Raw genomic sequence first — 15,734 nt, 5'->3', positions numbered from 1 at the left:
CCTCTTTCGAGTAAAATGGTTAAAATATCGTTTGTGAACTTTGCCCCACAATGCCCCAGATGGTCCAAAGCCCCGAAAAGGCGATAGCCACACCATATGGAACCTTTATTGGACCCTCGGTCTTTTTGATTCTCTTGCTGATCATCATTAACAGCGAGAGCAGCCCGCCAGCGATTGACATGATCACGATCAGTTCCAGAAACGTCAGCCAATGCAGCCACAAAGCGAGGGCTGCCAGTAGCTTCACGTCACCACCACCCATCGCGCCGATCGCGAATAATCCGGCAAATATCGTTAATATAATGGCAGCCAAGCCAATTTGTCCGATCATGTCGGGCCAAAATGTTAGGCCGCTGGCGATCCAGAAGACCGGTGCGCCTACGGCAATGCCGAGATTGAGCCAGTTCGAGATGTGACGGCTCTTGATGTCGGTAATCGCTGCTGCAATCAGTGCAATTGCCAATCCGCCCCAGAGCAAGTAGATGAAGGTTTCGCTATCCATAGACAGTCCGTCTAGCTAATTTGCCTTACCAAATAGTAACCACGATTTCCGGAGCGGTTTTCATCTGCCGACACTGTGACAATGACAAAGCCTGATATGACAGACTTGAAAAAGGCGAGCTTTGATCGGCGGTCGGTTCCCGGAGACGTAGTAGAAGAGGCTTGGACCGGACCCGATGGCTGGAAATTCCGGCGACTGGAATGGCGACAGGACAAGCCCAGAGGGTCGCTCCTGTTCATGACCGGCCGCGCCGATTTCTATGAAAAATATCTGGAGACCTTTCACGATTTTCACGCGCGTGGATGGAATGTCACTTCTGTCGACTGGCGCGGGCAAGGCGGATCGGGACGCTGTGGACCGCACCCGCACGTTGGCCATATCGATGATTTTGCGACATGGGTGACTGATCTGGTAGCGATATTTGATGATTGGCGCGCCAGCCATGCCGGACCGCATATCGTGCTGGGCCACAGCATGGGTGGGCATCTGGTGCTGCGCGCGCTGGTCGAAAAGCGCATCCATCCCGATGCAGCGATCTTGAGCGCACCGATGCTCGCTCCGGCTGGCGGCGGCATGCCCGAATGGACTGCGCAACTGGCCGCCAAGATGATGTGCATTAGCGGTCGCGGCGAACGGCGTGCCTGGAAGCCGATTGAAAACCCGCTGGAGCCCTATGTGCCGCGGCAGGCTTTGCTGACTCATGATATCGACCGCTATTCGGACGAGTTTTTCTGGTTCCGAGAGCGGCCCTTCGTCCGGTTGGGGCCGGCGAGCTGGCGCTGGGTCGAACGCGCTTATTCCTCGACCAGATTGTTACGGAACCGGAAAAAGCTGAAGCAGATGAAAGTCCCAATATTGATACTGGCGACGTCCACCGACGAACTGGTAGATCATCCAACAATCGAACGCGCCGTGCATCTGATCCCTAATGCCGAGTTGAAGCTTTTCGGTGAGGAATGCGCGCATGAAATTTTCCGTGAAGTTGATGAAGTGCGCAACGACGCACTCGCCAGCTGTTTTTCCTTTCTCGACCGGGTGGCACCCAAAAAATGAAGCAATTTGACGTCGTCATAATCGGAGCCGGTATCGCCGGCGCCAGTATCGCATCGGAAATCGGCGGGGACCGTTCGGTTCTGCTGCTCGAGGCCGAAGACCATCCCGGATATCATTCTACCGGTCGTTCTGCTGCTTTCTGGACCGAAACCTACGGTGGACCGCTGGTGCAGCCGCTGACCTCTGCTTCGCAATCATTTCTCGACAATCCTCCGGCAGCCTTTTCAGAATCGGCCTTTCTCGGCCCGCGCGGTGCGGTCAATATAGGCCGGGACGATGAGCAGCATCTGGCCGACCAGTTTCTGGCCGATTTTGCCGATAGCGGGCTGTCCATGGATCGCTGGTCCTGGGAACAGGCTATTTCCCTGGTTCCTGACCTGAAACCGATATGGAAACATGCGGTTTATGAGCCGGATTGCCGTGATATCGATGTTGCAGCGCTTCATGCCGCCTATCTGCGGGACGCCAAACGGAAAGGCGTGGAACTGGTCTGCCGGGCGCCGGTTTCGCAAATCCGCAAGGATGGCCGGGGTTGGGAACTGACCGCGAGGGACGAAAATTATCGCGCGACCGTGCTGGTCAACGCAGCCGGTGCCTGGGCGGACAGCGTCGCCCGGCTGGCCGGAGCAAAACCGGTTGGGATCCAGCCTATGATTCGCAATATGGTCCAGATCGAAACCGATCCGCCTTCATCGATGGATATGCCGCTGGTGGTTGGTCTGGATGGCAGTTTCTATTTCAAACCGGAAGCCGGCGGTGGCTATTGGCTTAGTCCGCATGACGAAATACCGTCCGAGCCCGCGGATGTTGCGCCGGACGAACTGAGCGTTGCGATCGCCATAGACCGGTTTGAAAAAGCACTGGATGTGCAGGTCAAACGGGTTAGCCGAAAATGGGCCGGTCTGCGCAGTTTTGCCCCGGATCGCTTGCCGGTCATCGGTTTTGATGGCGCACTCGATGATTTCTTCTGGTTCGCAGGACAGGGTGGTTTTGGCATCCAGACCGCTCCGGCTGCCGCGAAACTGGCCCGATCGGTTCTGCTGGATCAGGCACCCGATGACAGTCTGCAAGCGGTCGATGCCAGTCTCTACGCGGCGTCGCGCTTTTCCTAGGAAACAATGTTTTACAACGGCATTGTTGCGCCGCCGGCCGGTTAGCTTATGTTCCTTGTGACTCAATCGAAGGAGAGCATCGACATGGCGCACAAATTTGAAATCTGGAAAGACAAGAAGGGCGAGTTTCGGGTTCGCTTCAAATATAATAGCGAAATCATCTTCGCGACCGAAGGCTATACAAGCAAGGCGAGCGCCAAGAACGCGATCAGTTCGATCCAGAAAAACGGGCCGAATGCCGAGATTGAAGACAATAGCTAGTAATTATTGCGAGCGGCGTTGAGCGCGGCGTCGCTCGCCAACTGATCCGCACGCTCGTTATCAGCGTCACCGGCATGACCTTTGACCCACAGCCATTCGATCTGGTGGGGTTCGACCGCTTTTAGCAGGTCCTGCCAGAGATCGGCATTTTTGACCGGCTTTCTGGCGGCTGTTCGCCAGCCGTTTTTCTGCCAGCCGAATATCCATTTGGTAATGCCGTCCTTGACATAAGTGCTGTCGATCGAGAGCTTGACCCTGCACGGCCGCTTCAGCGCGTTGAGCGCCTCGATAGCCGCACGAAGCTCCATGCGGTTGTTGGTCGTGTCCGGCTCGCCGCCGGAAATTTCCTTTTCCGTATCGCCATGGCGGATTAGCGCGCCCCAGCCACCCGGACCGGGATTGCCCTTGCACGCGCCATCGGTGGCGATTTCTACGATTTTCGTCTCGGTCATATAGTGAAAATATCCGGGTGATTTTGATAATATTGCAAGCGATTGAGAAAAGCCCGGGGATCCTTGCGGGTAACCAGGGCACCGGCTGGCGTGTTGATCCAGTCATAGGCCCGGGTCAGCAAGAAGCGCAAAGCCGCGCCGCGGGCCAGCAGGGGAAGCGCCTGGCGTTCCGCATCGCTGAGCGCGAAGGCTGATATATATCCGGCGATCAGTGCTTGCGATACGGCATCGTGAAAGTCGGTGCCGTCTTCGGAAAAACACCAGGCAGCGTGGGTTACCGCGAGATCATAAGCGCGGATATCGGTGCAGGAGAAATAAAAGTCGATCAGGCCGGTGACCTTGTCGCCTAGCATCAGCACATTGTCGGGGAAGAGATCGGCATGAATGGCTGACCGGGGCAGGTCATGCGGCCAATGTTCGTCGAGATGATCAAGTTCCCGCGAAATCGCCTTGGCCAGGCCAGGGGCAATTTTGTCGAGTTCTGCCGGACCGCATTGTTCTGCCAGCGTCCGCCAGCCATCATGGTCCATGCTGTTGCGCCGCTCCGGCGTAAAATCGGTCAACGCGCGATGCATGTCTCCCAGGGCCTGCCCCGTTGCCCTGGCTTGAGCGCTCGTGGGGTGGCTTACCGATACACCGGTAAGAAAGGTAATCAGGCAAGCGCTGCGTCCGCAGAGTTGCTGGATCTTCTCGCCGTCGCGATCGGCGATCATTGGCGGTACCAGACAGCCACCGGCAGCCAGATGATCGAGCAAGGCGATGAAAAACGGCAGGTCCGCCGGATCAACCCGCTTTTCATATAGCGTCAGAATATATTTGCCTTGCGTCGTTTCGAGCAGATAATTGCTGTTCTCCACGCCTTCGGCAATGCCCTTGGCGGACACCAGCGTACCGACATCAAAGCGGGTGAGGAACTGGTCGATTTCCTCCGCGCTGACCTTCGTATAAACCGCCATCAGGCTGTTTCGAGACCGCGGGGGAGTTTGAAAACCATATTTTCGTCAGCGGTCTGGACCTTTTCCTCGCGGATTTCGAAATGTTCTTCGAGGAAGGCCTTTACTTCGTTCACCAATATTTCCGGTGCCGAGGCTCCGGCGGTCAGACCCAAATTATCGACACCATCCAGCCAGGCAAGCTGGATCTCATCGGCGCGCTGGATCAATTTTGCTGTCGCGCCGCATCGTTGGGCTACTTCCACCAGACGCAGGCTATTCGAGCTATTCGGGGCGCCGATCACGAGGACGAGTTCACAGGTTTCCGCGATTTTCTTCACCGCATCCTGACGGTTGGAGGTTGCGTAGCAGATGTCCTCGCCTTTCGGACCGACGATATTGGGAAAGCGGGCCTGCAGCGCCTCGACGATGGCGTGCGTGTCATCGACCGACAAGGTCGTCTGGGTCAGAAAGGCCAGTGCGTCCGGATCTGCCGGTTCCAGTCCGGCTACATCTGCGAGGGTTTCGACCAAGGTCATCTGGCCCTCTGCGACCTGGCCGAAAGTACCGATCACCTCGGGGTGATTGGCATGGCCGACGAATATGATATGGCGGCCGGCATCCGTCTGCCGTTCCGCCTGACGATGCACTTTGGATACCAGCGGGCAAGTCGCGTCGAGATATTCCAGCCCTCGTTCTTCTGCTTTATGCGGCACTGCCTTGGGCACGCCATGAGCGGAAAATACCACCGGGACACCGTCGGGCACTTCGTCCAGTTCCTCGACAAAAATCGCGCCCAGTTTCTTCAATTCATCCACGACAAAACGATTGTGGACGATTTCGTGCCGCACGTAGACTGGTGCGCCATATTTTTTAATTGCCAGTTCAACGATTTTTATAGCCCGGTCGACACCCGCACAAAAGCCGCGAGGCGCTGCCACAAGCAAGTTAATCTGCCGTTTTTGCTTATCCGAATGAATCATATGAAAGTCCTTAGGGAATAACTGCACCGGCGAAAAGCCCGTCCGTTCATCTTATGGACGGTTGCACCGGATTAAAGGCACCGATAAGGGTTGCGAGACTTTTTTTGGCGCACATGAAGCCTATGTGTGTCGCCCGTGATTAAAGGCAAGGATAGAAAATGATGGCGAATGGCCGGTTGAAAAATATAGTTTTGGCGGCGGTCACGGTTTTGGCTGTTAGCGGATGTGCAAAAGATGGAGCGATTGATATCAGTTCGGGCGTAGGTGTTTCGGTTACCCGGTCCGGTTGCCCTCCGGTTGCGGTTCCCGACTATACCGGGGATGTCACTATCTTTGATCCGGTGAACAGCACCAATGCCAGCGCCATCGATGTCGTTGCAAACATCACCAATGTCCGGTCGACATGCAATAGCGAAGGCGAGCGGATCTATACCGAAGCGACATTTGATGTCCGCGCTGTGCGGAGCAATACTTCCGGCGCCCGTACGGTCACAGTGCCCTATTTTTCCACCGTCGTGCAAGGCGGCACCGCAGTCGTGGCCAAGCGCGTTAACAACGTAACGCTGCAATTTGCCGATGGCGCCTATCGCGCGTCCGCGTCGGGCAAGGCGGGCTCCTATGTTGATGCTTCTGCGGCACGTTTGCCGGAAGATGTGATCGAACGGCTGACTAAGCGCCGCAAGCCCGGGGATCCCGATGCAGCGCTCGACCCGCTGGCCGATCCAGCCGTCAAGGCGGCCGTTGCCCGGTCATCGTTCGAACTGCTCATCGGTTTTCAGCTGACCCAGGCACAGTTGCAATATAACGCTACCCGATAGGGGGCCTGACTTGACGAATAATCGCGCCTGATCAACCCGGGCCCTTCTTCCTATGACGAATTGAACCAATCATGCTGTTCCAGATTTTCCAGAAACATATTGATGCTATTTTGGATGAGCTTACCGGTGCCGGGACTCTACCGGCGGGAATTGATCGATCCAACGTCACTCTGGAACCGCCGCGCGATCCTTCGCATGGTGACCTGTCGACCAACGCGGCGATGGTATTGTCAAAAGCGGCTGGCATGAAACCGCGCGATCTGGCCGAGAAAATAACGGAAAAGCTTGGCACGCTCGACGACGTGCAATCGGTCGAGATTGCCGGTCCGGGATTTATCAACCTGAGGGTTGCCGCACCCGTGCTTCTGGGCGAGCTGCTCGAGATCGAGCAGCTCGGGCCGGAATATGGCCGCTCCGACAAGGGCAAGGGCGTTACCGTCAATATCGAATATGTCTCTGCCAATCCGACCGGACCGATGCACATGGGCCATTGCCGTGGCGCGGTTGTCGGAGATGCGCTGGCGGACTTGCTCGAGGCGGTCGGTAATAAGGTGATCCGCGAATATTATGTCAATGATGCGGGCTCGCAGGTCGCGACGCTCGCCCGTTCTGCCCATTTGCGCTACCGTGAAGCGCTTGGCGAGGATATTGGAACGATACCCGAAGGTCTCTATCCCGGCGATTATCTGAAACCGGTCGGAGAAGCGCTTGCCGCCGAATTTGGCGACAAATATCAGGGCGCTCCGGAATCCGAATGGCTGCTGATCTTCCGCAAGGCGGCGGTCGGGAAGATGATGGACATGATCCGATTGGATCTGGCCCTGCTCGGCATCAAGCATGATGTATTTTCGTCCGAAGCCGAACTGCACGAAGCGGGCAAGGCGGATATCGCCGAGGCCGAGCTGCGGTCGCGCGATCTCGTCTATGACGGCGTCCTCGAACAGCCCAAGGGCAAGGTGATCGAGGATTGGGAAGCGGTCGAGCTGCCCTTGTTCCGGTCGACCCAATTTGGCGATGATCAGGATCGTCCGATCAAGAAATCCGACGGCAGCTGGACCTATTTCGGCGGCGATCTGGCTTATCATTTCCAGAAAGCACAAGCCGCTGACGAGCTGATCGATATCTGGGGCGCGGATCACAGCGGGACGGTCAAGCGGATCAAGGCTGCGGTAGCGGCGCTGACCGAAGGCAAGGCCAAATTTGATGTAAAGCTGGTCCAGATGGTGCGCTTGCTGCGCAATGGCGAGCCCGAAAAAATGTCCAAACGCTCGGGCAATTTCGTCACCATTGCCGATATGGTCGAGGAAGTCGGCAAGAATGCCGTGCGCTTCACTATGTTGATGCGCAAGGCGGACGCGCAGATGGACTTTGACTTTGCCAAGGTGATGGAGGCGTCTCGCGACAATCCTGTCTTCTACGTGCAATATGCGCATGCGCGTATCCAGTCGACTTTGCGCAAAGCGGCTGACGAGGGTATCCTGCCGTCCTCCGACGCACTGGACGGGCTGGGTGAAGAGGAACTGGACCTGATCAAAATGGCGGCGCAATTCCCGCGCATTGTCGAATCGGCAGCGGCTTCGCGGGAACCGCACCGAGTCGCATTCTATCTGAATGACCTCGCGGCGGCGTTTCATGCCTTTTATAATCTGGGCAATGACCGGCCTGAGAAGCGGATCATCATGGTTAACGACCCGGTAATGACATCAGCAAGGCTTTTCTTAGCCAAGAATATAGGGCAGACTATCAAGAATGGCCTTGCCCTGATGGGTGTCGAGGCCGCTGAATCGATGTGATCAGCCCTTTGGTCTATGGAGCGAATAATGTCAGACACCACCCGCGATAATCTTGATCTGGACGACGATGATCGTCTGCCATGGCTGGAATCAGCCGAAGATTATGACGATGACGGAGAATATTCTCCCGTCCGGGTAGCGCTGTTCGTCGGCGCCGGATTGTTACTTCTGGCGGCGATTGTTGGCGGCATCTACTGGTTGCAGAACCGCGACGGTGGCGGGCTGGACGGCAATGGCGAATTGATCGCGGCTCAGGAAGGTGATTACAAGGTCCGCCCTGACGATCCGCAGGCACGGCAATTTGAAGGCGAAGGCGATGCCAGCTTCGCTGCGAGCGAAGGCAAGGAGACGCCCGCGCAAATGGGCGATCCCGTGGTCACCGAAGCCCCGATCCGCAAGCCGGATGCCGCACCTGCCACCGAAGGCGCTGGCACAGCCATGGTCCAGCTTGGCGCATTCAGCTCGGCCAGTCTCGCAGACAGCAGCTGGGCTGGCTCTGCACGGCGCTTTGAAGCGGTCGGGGCATTGCCGAAGAAAATTGTTCCCGGTACGGTCGAGGGCGGTACGATTTACCGGCTCAATGCGGTGGCGCCAAGCTATGATGCGGCCCAGCAATTGTGCAATAATCTGAAGGCTGCCGGCGAAAGCTGCCTCGTCGTTCGCTAGTTTTCTTGCAATTGATGGTTGAAGCGCTGTGGATAACGGCGCTTTCACCTTTACCCTGCTCTGAAACGGCGCAAGTATAAGATATGTTGCGTGGGAAAATATCATCATGGCTATAACAGCTGCGGTATTCGGCATCTCGGGTCTGAGCCTGACCGCTGACGAAAAGGCATTTTTCCGCGATAGTGATCCTGCGGGATATATTATTTTCGGTCGTAATATCGATAGCAAGGCGCAGCTCAGGGCGCTGACCGACGAATTGCGCGCTGTCCACGGTCGTGATGATCTGGCGATCCTGATCGATCAGGAAGGTGGCCGCGTCGCGCGGATGCAGGGACCGCTCTGGCCCAAATTCCCGGCAGGGGAGGTTTTCGACAGGCTTTACGACATTGCCCCTGCCACCGCGATCGAAGCGGCGCGGCTCAATGCGCAGGCGATTGCTGTCACCCTGAATGAGGTCGGCATCACCGTCGATTGCCATCCGTTGCTCGATGTGCGCCAACCTGATGCCGACAATGTCATCGGTGACCGCGCACTGGGCAGCGAACCGATGCGGGTCGCGGCTCTCGGTCGGGCCATTCTGGACGGCTTGCAGCGCGGCGGCGTGGTCGGCGTGGTCAAGCATCTGCCGGGCCATGGCCGGACCAGCGTCGATACGCACAAGGCTTTGCCGACGGTGACGGCCAGCGACGAGGAACTGCAGTTGGATCTGGCTCCGTTCCAGACGCTCAACAAGGCGCCAATGGGCATGACCGGGCATCTTCTGTTCACCGCATGGGATGCGGAGACACCGTCGACCCTGTCGAAAACCGTGATTCAGGATATCATTCGCGACCGGATCGGCTTTGACGGCCTGTTGTTCACCGACGATCTTGACATGGAAGCTCTTTCCGGAACCGTTCCGGAGCGGGCCGAACGGGCGCAGATAGCGGGATGCGACATTGCGCTCAATTGCTGGGCCAGGATGGATGACATGACCGGCATTGCCGAACGGCTGGCACCGATGTCGGACAAGACGCAACAACGGCTGGACCGGGCGATGGCCACAATTGCTGACACAAAAGACGGCGATTCCGCTGATGAACTGGCCGGACTGCTTGCCCGGCGCGACGAACTGATAGCGGCAACGGCATGAGCGAAGAACGGGAAAACGAAAGCTTCTTTTTTCCGCCCGAATCGGTCGCGCCGGAGGAAGGCGCACTGACGCTGAACATCGATGGCTGGGAAGGGCCGCTGGATCTCCTGCTCGCCCTGGCGCGTAACCAGAAAGTCGATTTGCGTGAAATCTCGATTCTCGAACTGGTTCAGGAATATCTGAAATATATCGCCAGTGCCCAGACGCTGCGTCTGGAACTGGCTGCCGATTATCTGGTGATGGCGGCCTGGCTGACCTATTTGAAGTCGGGGCTGCTATTGCCCCGCGATCCGGAAATCGAGCCGTCGCCCGAAGAACTGGCCTTGCGGTTGCAGATGCGGCTGGAACGGTTGAATGCGATGCGGGAATCGGCTGCGCGTTTGCTCGCGCGGGACCGGGTCGGCCGCGACGTGTTCATGCGCGGCGCACCGGAAGGGCTCCGGGTGGTCAAGGACCGGCAGTGGCAGGCGGAATATTATGATCTGATTGCTGCTTATGCCCGCGTCAAAGTACGCAGTGCGCCGGCGATTCACATCGTCCGGCAACGGATGGTGATGACCCTCGAGGATGCGCTGTCGCGGGTGTCGCTGATGCTGGGCGAAGCGATTGACTGGATGGATATCAGGCATTTTCTGCCTCCGGGCGCGCCGCCTGAATTACGGAAATCAGCGCTCGCTTCGAGTTTTCTCGCGACACTGGAACTGGCCCGGCAGGGGAAATTGATATTGCAGCAGGAAGGCAGCTTTGCACCGCTCAGGATAAAGGCGACAACACATGGGTGAACATGACAGGGAAGACACCAGCCTGATTGATCCGATGCCCGAGGTGATGGATATCGGCAAGCGTGCGGTCGAAGCGACTCTTTTTGCCTCCGAAACGCCGATGACGGTCGCCGATATCAAGGCCTATGTCGGCGATGAGCTCGACATTCGCCAGATACTCGCGGACCTGCAGGAGGATTTCCAGCATCGCGGGATTGTGCTGATCAAAACCGGCGACCGCTGGCATTTCCAGACCGCGCAGGATCTTTCCCATCTTTTGCGCCGCGAACGGGCGGAAATGCGCAAACTCAGCCGCGCCGGCATGGAAACGCTGGCGATCATTGCCTATCATGAACCGGTCAGCCGCGCCGAAATCGAAGCCATAAGGGGCGTTCAGGTTGCCAAGGGCACGCTCGATGTATTGATGGAAGCGGGCTGGGTGCGCCCGGCCGGTCGCCGCGAAGTACCGGGCAGGCCCTTGATTTACGCAACCACCGCAGAATTTCTGACCCATTTCGGCTTGCAAAGCCGCAGGGATTTGCCCGGCATTGATGATCTGAAAGCCGCAGGATTGCTGGACCCCGTCGATCTGGTGCTGGAGCAAATGGGGCTGGATGACGAAGCAGAGCAGGCGACAGAAGAGTCCGTAGAGCGAGAGATTGCGGATGATGATGGTGTTTTGCTGGAAAACGGGATCGAAAGCGCTTAAATAGGATGTTCAAGGAGAATATCGCATGCAACCGAGTGTTTGGCAGATTTTAATTGTAGCAGCGCTTGTGCTGATTCTGTTCGGCCGTGGCCGGATTTCCGAAATGATGGGTGATGTCGGAAAAGGCATCCGCTCCTTCAAAAAAGGCATTACCGAGGAAGAAGCGAGTGCTGCCAAGCCTGCCGCCAAGATTGAGAGCAAGGCTGGTGACGAGGCAGTTGATAGCAGTAAAACCGCTGATAAAACGGCTGTTTGATCCGATCGCCCTCCAGGCTTAGGGCCGCATAATATATGTTTGATCTTTCCATATCCGAGATCGCGATTATCGCGATTATTGCCGTTGTCTTCATCGGACCTAAGGAACTGCCGCGCGCTCTGGCCACGGCAGGCAAATGGATGGCCAAGGGACGTGGTGTGATGGCCAATTTCCGCACCGGCCTTGATGCCATGGTCCGCGAAGCCGAGCTTCAGGAAATGGAAAAGAAATGGGCGGCTGAAAATGACCGGATCATGCAAGAGCATCCGGCGCTTCCCGATGACAGTGCGGCCGACGAACCAAAGATGGAACCGCTGGACGGACCTCCTGCAGCTGGAGATGTCGAGACCAATAGCAGTTCAGCCACTCCTGACGACAAAGCGACGGGCAATTGAGGGTGGCGGGTGATTTTGCTCCGTTCGCCCTGAGCCTGTCGAAGGGCTTCTCTCGATCAGCGCTGTGCTTCGACAAGCTCGGCACGAACGGTAAATATTACCCGGTTTCCGGCGGCCTGTCATGAACGATCAAAGCAAACCGGATCTCGATGAAAGCAAGGCGCCGCTGATCGAGCATCTGATCGAGCTGCGGCAGCGGTTGCTCTGGTCGGTTGCGGCACTGACTGTAGCCTTTCTGATCAGCATGTTTTTTGCCGACGAGATTTTCGGCATTCTCGTGCAGCCGCTCACCGCCGCCTTTCCTGCGGGAGAAGGCAAGCTGATATATACCAAGCTTTACGAAGCCTTTTTTGTCGAGATCAAGGTGGCGATGTTCGCGGCCTTCTTTCTGGCTTTTCCGATCATTTCCAACCAGCTGTGGGCCTTCGTAGCGCCGGGCCTCTATGCCAAGGAAAAAAAGGCATTTCTGCCTTTCCTGATCGCTACGCCATTATTGTTCATGGCCGGCGCATCGCTGGCTTATTTCATCGTCATGCCGACGGCGTTCCGGTTTTTTCTGGGATTTGAAGGGCCGGTCGGCGGCCTGCAACAGGAAGCCTTGCCGGCGATGGGCGATTATCTGTCGCTGGTGATGCAGTTCATATTGGCGTTTGGGGTATGTTTCCAGCTGCCGGTGCTGCTGTTGCTGCTCAACCGCGCGGGGATTGTCAGCCGGGAGCAGTTAAAGGGCGCGCGCCGCTATATGATCGTCGGAGCTTTCGCGGTTGCCGCCATCCTGACTCCGCCGGATGTTGTGTCACAGTTGATGCTGGGGATTCCGCTGATCATGCTTTACGAGGTCTCGCTGGCCATCATGTGGTTCACCGAGCGCAAGAAGAGCAAAGAGATTGCGCCCTGATTTCTGTCGATGATGGCCTTGCCGAACCACGCCGCTATGCGGCGGGTTCGACAAGATCATAAGCAATTATTCTCAGTCAATCGCATCCTGGCCGGCCTGGCCGATCGATTCGATATCACGACCGGCACCCTTGACGGTTGCACAGGCGCTGAGCAAAACCATAGTAGAAATCAAGATCATTGCGGTAATTTTCTGCATTTCAAAATATCCTAAAAACTGAACTTCGCACTGACGCGAATATCACGACCGGACAAAGGTACATAGTCTTTAGTGAACGAGGCATGACGGCGGGCGCTGACGTCGAAAATATTGTTCGCGGAGGCGAGCAAGGTAACACCGCCATCCTTGCCGAACGGGCGCCAGGCTGCCGTCGCGTTGACCATGGTGAAGCCCTCGGTCGGGGTTTCGAACGTGGTCACTTTTTTCTGGCTGTCCGACCATTCGACTTCAGCGCGCAGGTCAAGATTGTCGCTATGCGCCTTGATGCCGCCGAGCAGTCGCAACGGCGGAATACGCGGAACCGCGCCGCCGCCGTTGTTGATCTTGGCCCGGACATAGTCGGCCACGCCGTCTGCGATGAAATCAAAGCCGCCGGCGCGCGCAAATACCACCGATGCCGAGGCTTCGAAGCCGTAATAGGTGGCATCGCGCTGGAAATACTCGAACACGGGCAGGCCGTCTTCTTCCGCAGCGGTTTCCGTCTCGAAAATATAGTCGTCGAAGAAATTTGCATAGGCGGTCGCGCTCAACTGGACATCATTGCTGTCCCAGCGGGCATATAGTTCGCCGCCCCAGCTTTTCTCGGTGGTGAAATCCGGGTTGCCGATTTCATAGGCCTGGGTCGCGATATGCGGCCCGTCGGAAAGCAGCTCCTCGGCCGAGGGCGCGCGCTCGGACCGGGAAATATTGGCGCCGACCTTCAGCGCGCTGGCATCAGGGGCATAAGCGAGGCCGATGGCACCGGACAATGTGTTGAAGCTGCGGTCGAAGCCGATGCTGTTGGCGGAAATGTCGGTCTGTTCAACGCGCATCGCGCCTTCCACTTCCCAGTTGCCGAGATCGACTTCCTGGACGGTGAACAGGGCCCAGCTTTCGAGGCTGTTCTTGGGAACAAAAGCTTCTGCGCCGATGGCGTTGAAATCCCGAACCAGAACCTGCGTGCCGATCACGCCGCGCCAGCCGTCATGGTCAGCCTGCACCAGTTCGGCGCGGGCTTCGATGCCGGAAACGGAAAAGACGGTGCCGATTTCGTCACCCTCGAATTCGGTATGTTCATAGTCGGAATAGCCGGCACGGAAATTCAGGGCTTCGAAAAATCCGCCCATATTGACGCCGCCGCGAAGATCGGCGCGGTACTGTTTCAGGCCGATGGTGACCGGGCCTTCTTCCTCATGGTCTTCCTCTTCTTCACCGTGGGCATGTTCGGTACCGGGGCGGGCAGGAACGCCGTAATTCGTGTCATAATAGCTCACCGAGAAACCAAGATTCCCGCCATCATCAATATAGGCGATCCCGGCGCCTGCGGTCTGGGTACGGCTCGCAGTATTGGCGATCCGGCCGCTCTGGTTAGCGGTCTCGGTCAGCTCTTCTGCCTCTTCCAGATGACCTTCCTCGGTCTCTTCAGCAGCTTGCGCCAGCACTTCGGCGCGCAAGGCCGGGGCCAGCACATAGCCGGGTATATTCACATCACCGGTGTCGCGGAAGCTGCCGTCGGCGTGCATTACCAGCTTGGAGGTCAGGGGCACGTCGACCGATCCGGCGATGCTCCAGTCGTCGGCTGCGCTGCCATAGCCGCCAATCGCGTCGAGATGGACGGCGTCGTCGGGAATGTCGCGCGGGATACGCTTGTCGATTACGTTGACCGCGCCGCCGATCGCGTCACCGCCAAACAGCAGAACTGCTGGACCGCGCAAGACTTCGACCCGCTGGGCGGTCAGAGGATCAATGGTCACCGCATGGTCGACCGAGGTGTTGGATGCGTCCAGCGAGCCGATGCCGTCTGTCAGCACCCGCACCCGCGGGCCCTGAAAGCCGCGCAACACCGGGCGCGACGAGCCGGGAGCAAAGGAGGTGGACGAAACGCCGGGCAGGCCGGTCAGGCTATCGCCAATCTGGCCGCGCAGATCCTCTGCCAGCTGGTCTCCGGACAGGACAGAAGTGCCGGCCAATATGTCGAGCTGCTCGACATAGGGAGCCGTGACGACGATCATATCGTCATTGTGGAAATCGTCAGACAATCCGCTGCTGCGCTGCTCGGCAGCGGCATCTTTTTGAGCGAAGGCGGGAGCGGCAGGCAATGTCAGAATCGCGGCGGAAATCAGGAATCTTCTATGGGACAAGATCATCTCTTCTCTGCTTGAGGGTGGCGTTGGAGGGCTAGATAGGTGTAATGATATAATATATCAATCAGTAATTTCGCGGACTCGGCAAAACGAGTGAAATTTGCTATAAACGGCGATCAACCAGAGCGGAGAGCGATGATGACAGCGTGGAAGGAAGACGGATATCACAGCATTACACCCTATATTACGGTGGATGATGCCGAGGCGGCGATCGAATTCTATGCAGAAGCCTTTGGCGCGACCGAGCATATGCGGCTGCCAATGGGCGACAAGATAGGCCATGCCGACCTGCTGATCGGCGACAGTCATGTGATGCTGTCGGACGAATTTCCCGAAATGGACAAGCTCGGCCCGAACAAGCGGGGTGGCGCGACCGCGAGTTTGATGATCTATGTGCCGGATGTCGATGCGGCCTTCGCCAAGGCGGTCGCTGCGGGCGCAGAAATCGTGCGCCCGGTGGAGGACCAGTTTTACGGCGACCGTTCCGGCTGGGTGAAAGATCCTTTTGGTCATGAGTGGACCTTGTCGACCCATGTCGAGGATGTCTCGGAAGAGGAAATGGGTAGACGGATGGAAGCGATGATGGCGGGCGAGGGGGCTTAGCCATTATTTTTCCTCCCCGAAGCGAAGCTTTGGGGAGGGGGACCGCGCGTAGCGTGGTGGAGGGGC

At 57.4% G+C, this 15,734-nt stretch carries 19 protein-coding genes; 13 read left to right on the top strand and 6 right to left on the bottom strand.

The features are described from left to right. Positions 1-19: 19 nt before the first annotated feature. Positions 20-502, bottom strand: a complete 483-nt coding sequence (locus tag AACZ86_RS12920; RefSeq protein ID WP_339693201.1) for a prepilin peptidase — start codon at positions 500-502, stop codon at positions 20-22. A gap of 96 nt (positions 503-598) precedes the next feature. Here AACZ86_RS12920 and AACZ86_RS12915 point away from each other — a divergent pair, with 96 nt between their 5' ends. The 3 genes from AACZ86_RS12915 to AACZ86_RS12905 all read left to right on the top strand — a co-directional run bounded on the left by AACZ86_RS12915 (position 599) and on the right by AACZ86_RS12905 (position 2,928). Next, positions 599-1,555 carry an alpha/beta hydrolase gene (locus tag AACZ86_RS12915; RefSeq protein ID WP_339693199.1) on the top strand — a complete coding sequence of 319 codons (957 nt, stop codon included), beginning with the start codon at positions 599-601 and terminating at the stop codon, positions 1,553-1,555. Continuing rightward, the gene (locus AACZ86_RS12910) at positions 1,552-2,667 is read left to right on the top strand and encodes an FAD-dependent oxidoreductase (protein WP_339693197.1); all 1,116 of its coding nucleotides are present in this window, start codon (positions 1,552-1,554) and stop codon (positions 2,665-2,667) included. Before AACZ86_RS12915 ends, AACZ86_RS12910 begins: the two co-directional genes overlap by 4 nt. 84 nt (positions 2,668-2,751) lie before the next feature. Beyond that, positions 2,752-2,928 (top strand): YegP family protein, encoded by a 177-nt coding sequence (locus AACZ86_RS12905; RefSeq protein ID WP_339693195.1) that lies wholly within the window; start codon positions 2,752-2,754, stop codon positions 2,926-2,928. Here AACZ86_RS12905 and rnhA read toward each other — a convergent pair. Genes rnhA through ispH form a run of 3 tightly spaced genes read right to left on the bottom strand, consistent with a single transcriptional unit; the run spans position 2,925 to position 5,295 of the window. Continuing rightward, positions 2,925-3,380 (bottom strand): ribonuclease HI, encoded by a 456-nt coding sequence (gene rnhA / locus AACZ86_RS12900; RefSeq protein WP_339693193.1) that lies wholly within the window; start codon positions 3,378-3,380, stop codon positions 2,925-2,927. The two genes, AACZ86_RS12905 and rnhA, sit on opposite strands and share 4 nt — an antisense overlap. Next, positions 3,377-4,336, bottom strand: coding sequence for a homoserine kinase (gene thrB / locus AACZ86_RS12895; RefSeq protein WP_339693192.1), 960 nt, complete (start codon positions 4,334-4,336; stop codon positions 3,377-3,379). The genes rnhA and thrB overlap by 4 nt, the downstream gene beginning before the upstream one ends. Then, a complete protein-coding gene (ispH, locus tag AACZ86_RS12890) occupies positions 4,336-5,295 on the bottom strand; it encodes a 4-hydroxy-3-methylbut-2-enyl diphosphate reductase (protein ID WP_339693190.1) in 960 nt (319 codons plus the stop codon). Before ispH ends, thrB begins: the two co-directional genes overlap by 1 nt. Before the next feature lie 158 nt (positions 5,296-5,453). On the opposite strand from ispH, the gene AACZ86_RS12885 reads away from it, so the two are divergent. The 9 genes from AACZ86_RS12885 to tatC all read left to right on the top strand — a co-directional run bounded on the left by AACZ86_RS12885 (position 5,454) and on the right by tatC (position 12,723). Then, entirely contained in the window at positions 5,454-6,113 is a 660-nt protein-coding gene (locus tag AACZ86_RS12885; RefSeq protein ID WP_339693188.1) for a hypothetical protein, read from the top strand. A gap of 71 nt (positions 6,114-6,184) precedes the next feature. Further along, on the top strand, positions 6,185-7,906 hold the full coding sequence (argS, locus tag AACZ86_RS12880) for an arginine--tRNA ligase (RefSeq protein WP_339693186.1): 1,722 nt from the start codon (positions 6,185-6,187) through the stop codon (positions 7,904-7,906). Positions 7,907-7,933: 27 nt separating this feature from the next. Further along, a complete protein-coding gene (locus AACZ86_RS12875; protein ID WP_339693185.1) occupies positions 7,934-8,572 on the top strand; it encodes an SPOR domain-containing protein in 639 nt (212 codons plus the stop codon). 112 nt (positions 8,573-8,684) lie between these two features. Then, positions 8,685-9,704: a beta-N-acetylhexosaminidase gene (nagZ, locus tag AACZ86_RS12870; RefSeq protein ID WP_339693296.1), complete on the top strand. Its 1,020-nt coding sequence runs from the start codon at positions 8,685-8,687 to the stop codon at positions 9,702-9,704. Further along, on the top strand, positions 9,701-10,486 hold the full coding sequence (locus tag AACZ86_RS12865; RefSeq protein ID WP_339693183.1) for a ScpA family protein: 786 nt from the start codon (positions 9,701-9,703) through the stop codon (positions 10,484-10,486). Before nagZ ends, AACZ86_RS12865 begins: the two co-directional genes overlap by 4 nt. A gap of 46 nt (positions 10,487-10,532) precedes the next feature. Next, on the top strand, positions 10,533-11,174 hold the full coding sequence (gene scpB, locus AACZ86_RS12860; protein ID WP_339693295.1) for an SMC-Scp complex subunit ScpB: 642 nt from the start codon (positions 10,533-10,535) through the stop codon (positions 11,172-11,174). Positions 11,175-11,199: 25 nt separating this feature from the next. Beyond that, positions 11,200-11,430 (top strand): twin-arginine translocase TatA/TatE family subunit, encoded by a 231-nt coding sequence (gene tatA / locus AACZ86_RS12855; protein ID WP_339693181.1) that lies wholly within the window; start codon positions 11,200-11,202, stop codon positions 11,428-11,430. 35 nt (positions 11,431-11,465) lie between these two features. Beyond that, positions 11,466-11,825, top strand: coding sequence for a Sec-independent protein translocase protein TatB (gene tatB, locus AACZ86_RS12850; protein ID WP_339693179.1), 360 nt, complete (start codon positions 11,466-11,468; stop codon positions 11,823-11,825). Positions 11,826-11,946: 121 nt separating this feature from the next. Continuing rightward, positions 11,947-12,723, top strand: coding sequence for a twin-arginine translocase subunit TatC (gene tatC, locus AACZ86_RS12845; RefSeq protein WP_339693177.1), 777 nt, complete (start codon positions 11,947-11,949; stop codon positions 12,721-12,723). Between the two features lie 72 nt (positions 12,724-12,795). Here the strand turns inward: tatC and AACZ86_RS12840 are convergent, their stop codons facing one another. Together AACZ86_RS12840 and AACZ86_RS12835 are read right to left on the bottom strand one after the other, a co-directional pair. Then, positions 12,796-12,921: an entericidin gene (locus AACZ86_RS12840; RefSeq protein ID WP_339693176.1), complete on the bottom strand. Its 126-nt coding sequence runs from the start codon at positions 12,919-12,921 to the stop codon at positions 12,796-12,798. Positions 12,922-12,932: 11 nt separating this feature from the next. Next, positions 12,933-15,062 carry a TonB-dependent receptor gene (locus tag AACZ86_RS12835; RefSeq protein ID WP_339693174.1) on the bottom strand — a complete coding sequence of 710 codons (2,130 nt, stop codon included), beginning with the start codon at positions 15,060-15,062 and terminating at the stop codon, positions 12,933-12,935. A 138-nt stretch (positions 15,063-15,200) separates the two neighbouring features. Between AACZ86_RS12835 and AACZ86_RS12830 the strand changes: the two genes are divergently transcribed. Then, the gene (locus tag AACZ86_RS12830) at positions 15,201-15,668 is read left to right on the top strand and encodes a VOC family protein (RefSeq protein WP_339693172.1); all 468 of its coding nucleotides are present in this window, start codon (positions 15,201-15,203) and stop codon (positions 15,666-15,668) included. Positions 15,669-15,734 lie beyond the last annotated feature (66 nt).

Source organism: uncultured Parasphingorhabdus sp. (assembly GCF_963975735.1).
Lineage (GTDB): Bacteria > Pseudomonadota > Alphaproteobacteria > Sphingomonadales > Sphingomonadaceae > Parasphingorhabdus.
Note: the sequence above shows the minus strand (reverse complement) of the source record. Positions and strands in the feature narration are given on the sequence as shown.